The organism is Staphylococcus sp. EG-SA-2, from assembly GCF_017152085.1.
In genome coordinates this window covers 1-4,625 of record NZ_JACYHC010000472.1, presented here as the reverse complement: position 1 = coordinate 4,625, position 4,625 = coordinate 1, and the positions used below count along the sequence as shown (strand labels likewise).

General features: G+C 31.6%; 5 protein-coding genes. All 5 read right to left on the bottom strand.

The features are described 5' to 3' along the window. Positions 1 to 304, bottom strand: a 304-nt coding sequence (locus IDG60_RS07005) for a DUF1672 family protein (RefSeq protein WP_206160575.1), incomplete at its 3' end; no start/stop codon positions are given. Positions 305 to 394: 90 nt separating this feature from the next. Beyond that, positions 395 to 580 carry a hypothetical protein gene (locus tag IDG60_RS07000; protein WP_000470336.1) on the bottom strand — a complete coding sequence of 62 codons (186 nt, stop codon included), beginning with the start codon at positions 578 to 580 and terminating at the stop codon, positions 395 to 397. Positions 581 to 828: 248 nt separating this feature from the next. Continuing rightward, positions 829 to 1,812 carry a Panton-Valentine bi-component leukocidin subunit F gene (gene lukF-PV, locus IDG60_RS06995; protein ID WP_024937002.1) on the bottom strand — a complete coding sequence of 328 codons (984 nt, stop codon included), beginning with the start codon at positions 1,810 to 1,812 and terminating at the stop codon, positions 829 to 831. Next, positions 1,808 to 2,746: a Panton-Valentine bi-component leukocidin subunit S gene (gene lukS-PV / locus IDG60_RS06990; RefSeq protein ID WP_000239545.1), complete on the bottom strand. Its 939-nt coding sequence runs from the start codon at positions 2,744 to 2,746 to the stop codon at positions 1,808 to 1,810. The genes lukF-PV and lukS-PV overlap by 5 nt, the downstream gene beginning before the upstream one ends. A gap of 389 nt (positions 2,747 to 3,135) precedes the next feature. After that, complete coding sequence (locus IDG60_RS06985) at positions 3,136 to 4,590, bottom strand: N-acetylmuramoyl-L-alanine amidase (protein ID WP_000909220.1); 1,455 nt, start codon at positions 4,588 to 4,590, stop codon at positions 3,136 to 3,138. Positions 4,591 to 4,625: the final 35 nt, after the last annotated feature.

Below are 4,625 nucleotides of genomic sequence, written 5' to 3'. Positions count from 1 at the left end.
GGTCATCACAATGCACGAATACTTCTACACCGTCGCCACTACCTACAACATTTGTAGCTTTAACTTTTAGTCCAAAGTTATCCATAAAAAATTGTTCGCCACGTTTAGCAATTTTATCTTTATGCTTTTTCGCAAATTCAACCGCATCTTTTTCTGCAGGTGGTTGGAAGCCTTGACCTACATATTTTGAAGCTTCCATTTCTTCTGGCACAGATTTTGTTTCATTGTTGGATTCGTTATTGGTAGTTGAACATCCTGATAGTAGAATCGTTGCTATTAAGATTAGTTTAGTTCTTTTAAACATAGCTCATCACCCATTTATGTGTTTGTAAAACTTTTATGTTTGAAAAAACTACTTATTCTCAATGAAAACAAGTAGCATTTAATAAATTAATTAGTATACAGCTAGTTTTTCTAATTGTTCTTTAACTTGAATTAAGTTTGACCGTATTAGAGAGGCAGATTGATCCATCGTTTGAATTGCTTGTCCTTCATTTTCGTTCAAGCCATTACAAACAACTTCAAACTGTTGTGCCATTTGATCAAGACGCGCATGAGCTTGTGTGTTTAAAATAAACATATCGTCATAATGTGATGGTAAATTGACATTTCGTCGTTGTACGCAAATGTATAAAACCCTTGTTATACCAAGTTCTTTATTATTTTTAACCTTTTAAATTTTCCACAAGTGTTTGTCCTTATTTAAATAATCCGCCCTTTTTTTGCCCTGAAAAAATAACCACGTCAATTAAGACGTGGTTACCCTAATATAGAAAGAAAGTGTTTGTAAATTTTAACATATTTAAGATTTTTTGATTATCTATCTGTTTAGCTCATAGGATTTTTTTCCTTAGATTGAGTATCTATTAATTTAACTGTATGATTTTCCCAATCAACTTCATAAATTGATGTATGAGTTGCTCTATTTTCATCTTTATAATTATTACCTATCCAGTGAAGTTGATTCCAAAAGTTTGTATATCTATCCATTTCTCTTTGATAAGTAACAGTAATTTTCGATTTTTTTGCAGCGTTTTGTTTTCGAGATAGGACACCAATAAATTCTGGATTGAAGTTACCTCTGGATAACACTGGCATTTTGTGATATTCCAAGAAGTTTTGTCCAGCATTTAAGTTGCTTTGTCTTGAGCCTAAAAACATTTCATTACCATAAGTTGAATGATAACTATCTCTGCCATATGGTCCCCAACCATTATTCATAATTTTATGTGCTTCAACATCCCAACCAATTTTTTTGAAATTAGTTCTTTTATCTAAGCTAGTTCTATAGCTTTCTTGTTTATAGTTAATTGTCTCTGAAAAAGATTTTGAACCATTACCTCCACCTGATAAGCCGTTAGAGATATTAATATCTCCACCATAAGAATAACCTACCGTTTGTTGTACTTGAAATTCTTCATTTTGATTTTTAGGTGCATAATCTACAACGTTTACTGAGTCATTAGAATCTGAATTAATTGAAATGTTGTACTTAGAACCCCAATAAAATTGAGAACTAATAGTGTCTTTTGGATTTGGCTTTGTATAGCCAGAATAAATGTTTCCAGCAGCTTTGAGTATTAATGTATCTTTATCATAACTTTTATCTTTAATAAAATTAAAAGTTAAAATCTGAGAAATTTTTAACTTATCGGAATCTGATGTTGCAGTTGTTTTGTACAAAGTAATTTTATCATCAACCTTTTTCTCACTTACAGGTGTGATATGTTGAGCTGCATCAACTGTATTGGATAGCAAAAGCAATGCAATTGATGTAACAACTGATGATTTGACTATTTTTTTCATATCAATTATGTCCTTTCACTTTAATTTCATGAGTTTTCCAGTTCACTTCATATTTAACTGTGTAATTTCTGTTTACAAATGCGTTGTGTATTCTAGATCCTTCTAAATAACTATTGCCATAGTGTGTTGTTCTTCTAGTAGCATGAGTAACATCCATATTTCTGCCATACGTTATTTCAAATTCACTTGTATCTCCTGAGCCTTTTTCATGAGAAACAGTTGCAATAAATGAAGGATTGAAACCACTGTGTACTAATGGGGGTAATTCATTGTCTGGAACAAAATAGTCTCTCGGATTTTGACTATATGGTTTATATCCAACAAATAAATTTGGATCATGTCCAGACATTTTACCTAATGATGTGATAAATGAATTAGCTTTTATTCCCCATTGAACACTTTTTGAATTTTGACGTTCTACTTCACTGATATAGTTTTGTTGATTATAACTAATTGTTTTTGAATAATTAAATGAACCATTACCTCCTGTTGATGGACCACTATTAAAATTACCACCTATGTTATAACCTAATGTTTGACTAACATTTACTGAATCTATTTTATTTTTAGGTAGATAATTTATTAAATCTACATTGGGGTCATTTGTTTTGAGACCAATATTGTATTGGAAAGGCCACCTCATTGCTTTTATATGATCTGTGTTTTTGTAATTGTAATAAGTAGTCTTTGAATTGATAAAACCTTGCATTTTTAAAATCAAAGCGTCTTTGTTATACTTTTTATCTTTAACAAAATCAAACTGAATATTTTGTGTGACCCCCCACTTATCGCTACTTGTATCTTCTGTTCTTTTGACTACCTCAGCGCCATCACCAATATTCTCAATATTGTTATCAGCTTTAGATTCATGAAACGAAGTAGCAATAGGAGTGATTATTCCTAACGACAATGTTGCAGCTAATAGTCTTTTTTTGACCATAAAAATCATTTCCTTTCTTTATAAATTTTATTACATTTTTATATTAAACCTTTTTAACTTTTAATAAAATTAAATATTTATTAAAAGATTTACCGAGTTTAAAATATCTACAAATGTGTTTTTTTACTATCATTTCGAAAAAAACCCGTTCATTACCAAACAAATTATAAATAATTTATATTTTGATTGATAATAAACATAAAACCACGATATAGTTGACCATAACAACTTTTTAATCATAGCACACAATACGAACACAAAATAATTTATATACTAAAAACGTTTGTTTTTTTAAAATTTAATATATTCATGTAAAAATTAACTGTTTATTAATTTTAAATAATAGGCAAGTACCGAAGTACCTGCCTAAGATTCATCATATACAATTATCAAACTGCACTAAACTTACCAAAACTGCTTATTCGGTTGCCTGCTATGTCTACCTCTCCGGTCGCAATATAGCGACGTTGTCCACTATTAGCAATATAAGTAATCCATCTATAACCATTAATACAATATGCACCGTCATACGTAATTGTTGTGTTGTTGGGTAATACCCCTGTAATTCTTGAATTAGTTGAATAACCGTCTCTTACATTATTACCTTTAACATTAGCTACTGTGTAATTGCCTTGTTCTTTTTTATAAGGGACATTATTCTTATCGAGTGTATAACCTGCTGGCACTGGCGGATTCTTTTCGTTTTTAACTGGCGCTTTGACCTCACTAGCTACCACTCCACCAATTGGCTTACCATGAATCGCACCAGCTATTAGTTTAGAGTACAAGTCGTAATTTTTCTTAATCCAATCCATATCATTTTTATTAGTAATAAAACCTAATTCAGATAAGCGATAATTGATATTTATTTCTGCTGATACATTAACATTTAGTAAATCGTTACGAGGTGTTACACCTCTTATTTGTCCTAAATTATTTTTAATAACATCTTGTATACTTTTATCAATAGTATCTGCATTGAATTGACTTGAGATAATAACATGCCCACCACTTGCGCTTTCTCCTGCTGCGTCTAAATGTATTTCTAGAACAATGTCATACCCCTGTGATTTAACCCAATATAAGCCATAATCTTTTTTATTGCCTACATTAACACCGTATGCAGTATCTTGATACATATCTTGTGATTGACTTGAGCCACCGTATAATGCAACTTCATGTCCTGCATGTCTTAAATACTTAGCGATATTAGGCGTTATATATTTACGTATAAAATCGCGTTCGTTTGTTCCGTTTCCTACTGCTCCAGGATCGTTATAACCATGACCGGCTACAAGCATAATTTTTTTAGGTTTAATTACTGCCTCTTTTTTTGTAGTCGCTTGCTTAATAATACCTTTAGCTTTATTGCCAACGCTTAAGTTGTTAGGGAAGTTTAACCTAATAAAATACATTGGATTGTCATAATAATGAACATGTCTTGTCACAGTTTCAGGACCCCAACCAGGTTGCGCAACGCCATTAGTCCAACCTTTACCGTTCCAGTTTTGACCAAATGATGTGAAAGTGTTTAAATTTGCGCTCTCAACAATTTCAACGTGTCCAGCTCCGCCACCATACTTTGACGGGAAAACGACAATATCCAACTTTTGCGGTAAAAAGCTGTCATAGTTTTTAATTATTTGACCATATTTTTCAATCTTTGCTTTATTATCAAACGGGATATTATAAGCATATAAACCTTGCAGCCTTTCGCCTGTCGCTAACATAAAGAACATATTGGCGTAATCATAACACTGAAATCCATAAAACAAATCAGGATTGAACTGCTTCCCTAATGAATTATCAAACCATTTTTCTGCTTGGTTTTTTGTTATCAACATTGGTCAACACCTACCCTAAATCATTTGTGTCGTTC

Bases quoted from the DNA above. Each gene is read 5' to 3' on its own strand.
- IDG60_RS07000 (WP_000470336.1), bottom strand. From the start codon at position 580: ATGTTTATTTTAAACACACAAGCTCATGCGCGTCTTGATCAAATGGCA.
- lukS-PV (WP_000239545.1), bottom strand. From the start codon at position 2,746: ATGGTCAAAAAAAGACTATTAGCTGCAACATTGTCGTTAGGAATAATC.
- IDG60_RS06985 (WP_000909220.1), bottom strand. From the start codon at position 4,590: ATGTTGATAACAAAAAACCAAGCAGAAAAATGGTTTGATAATTCATTA.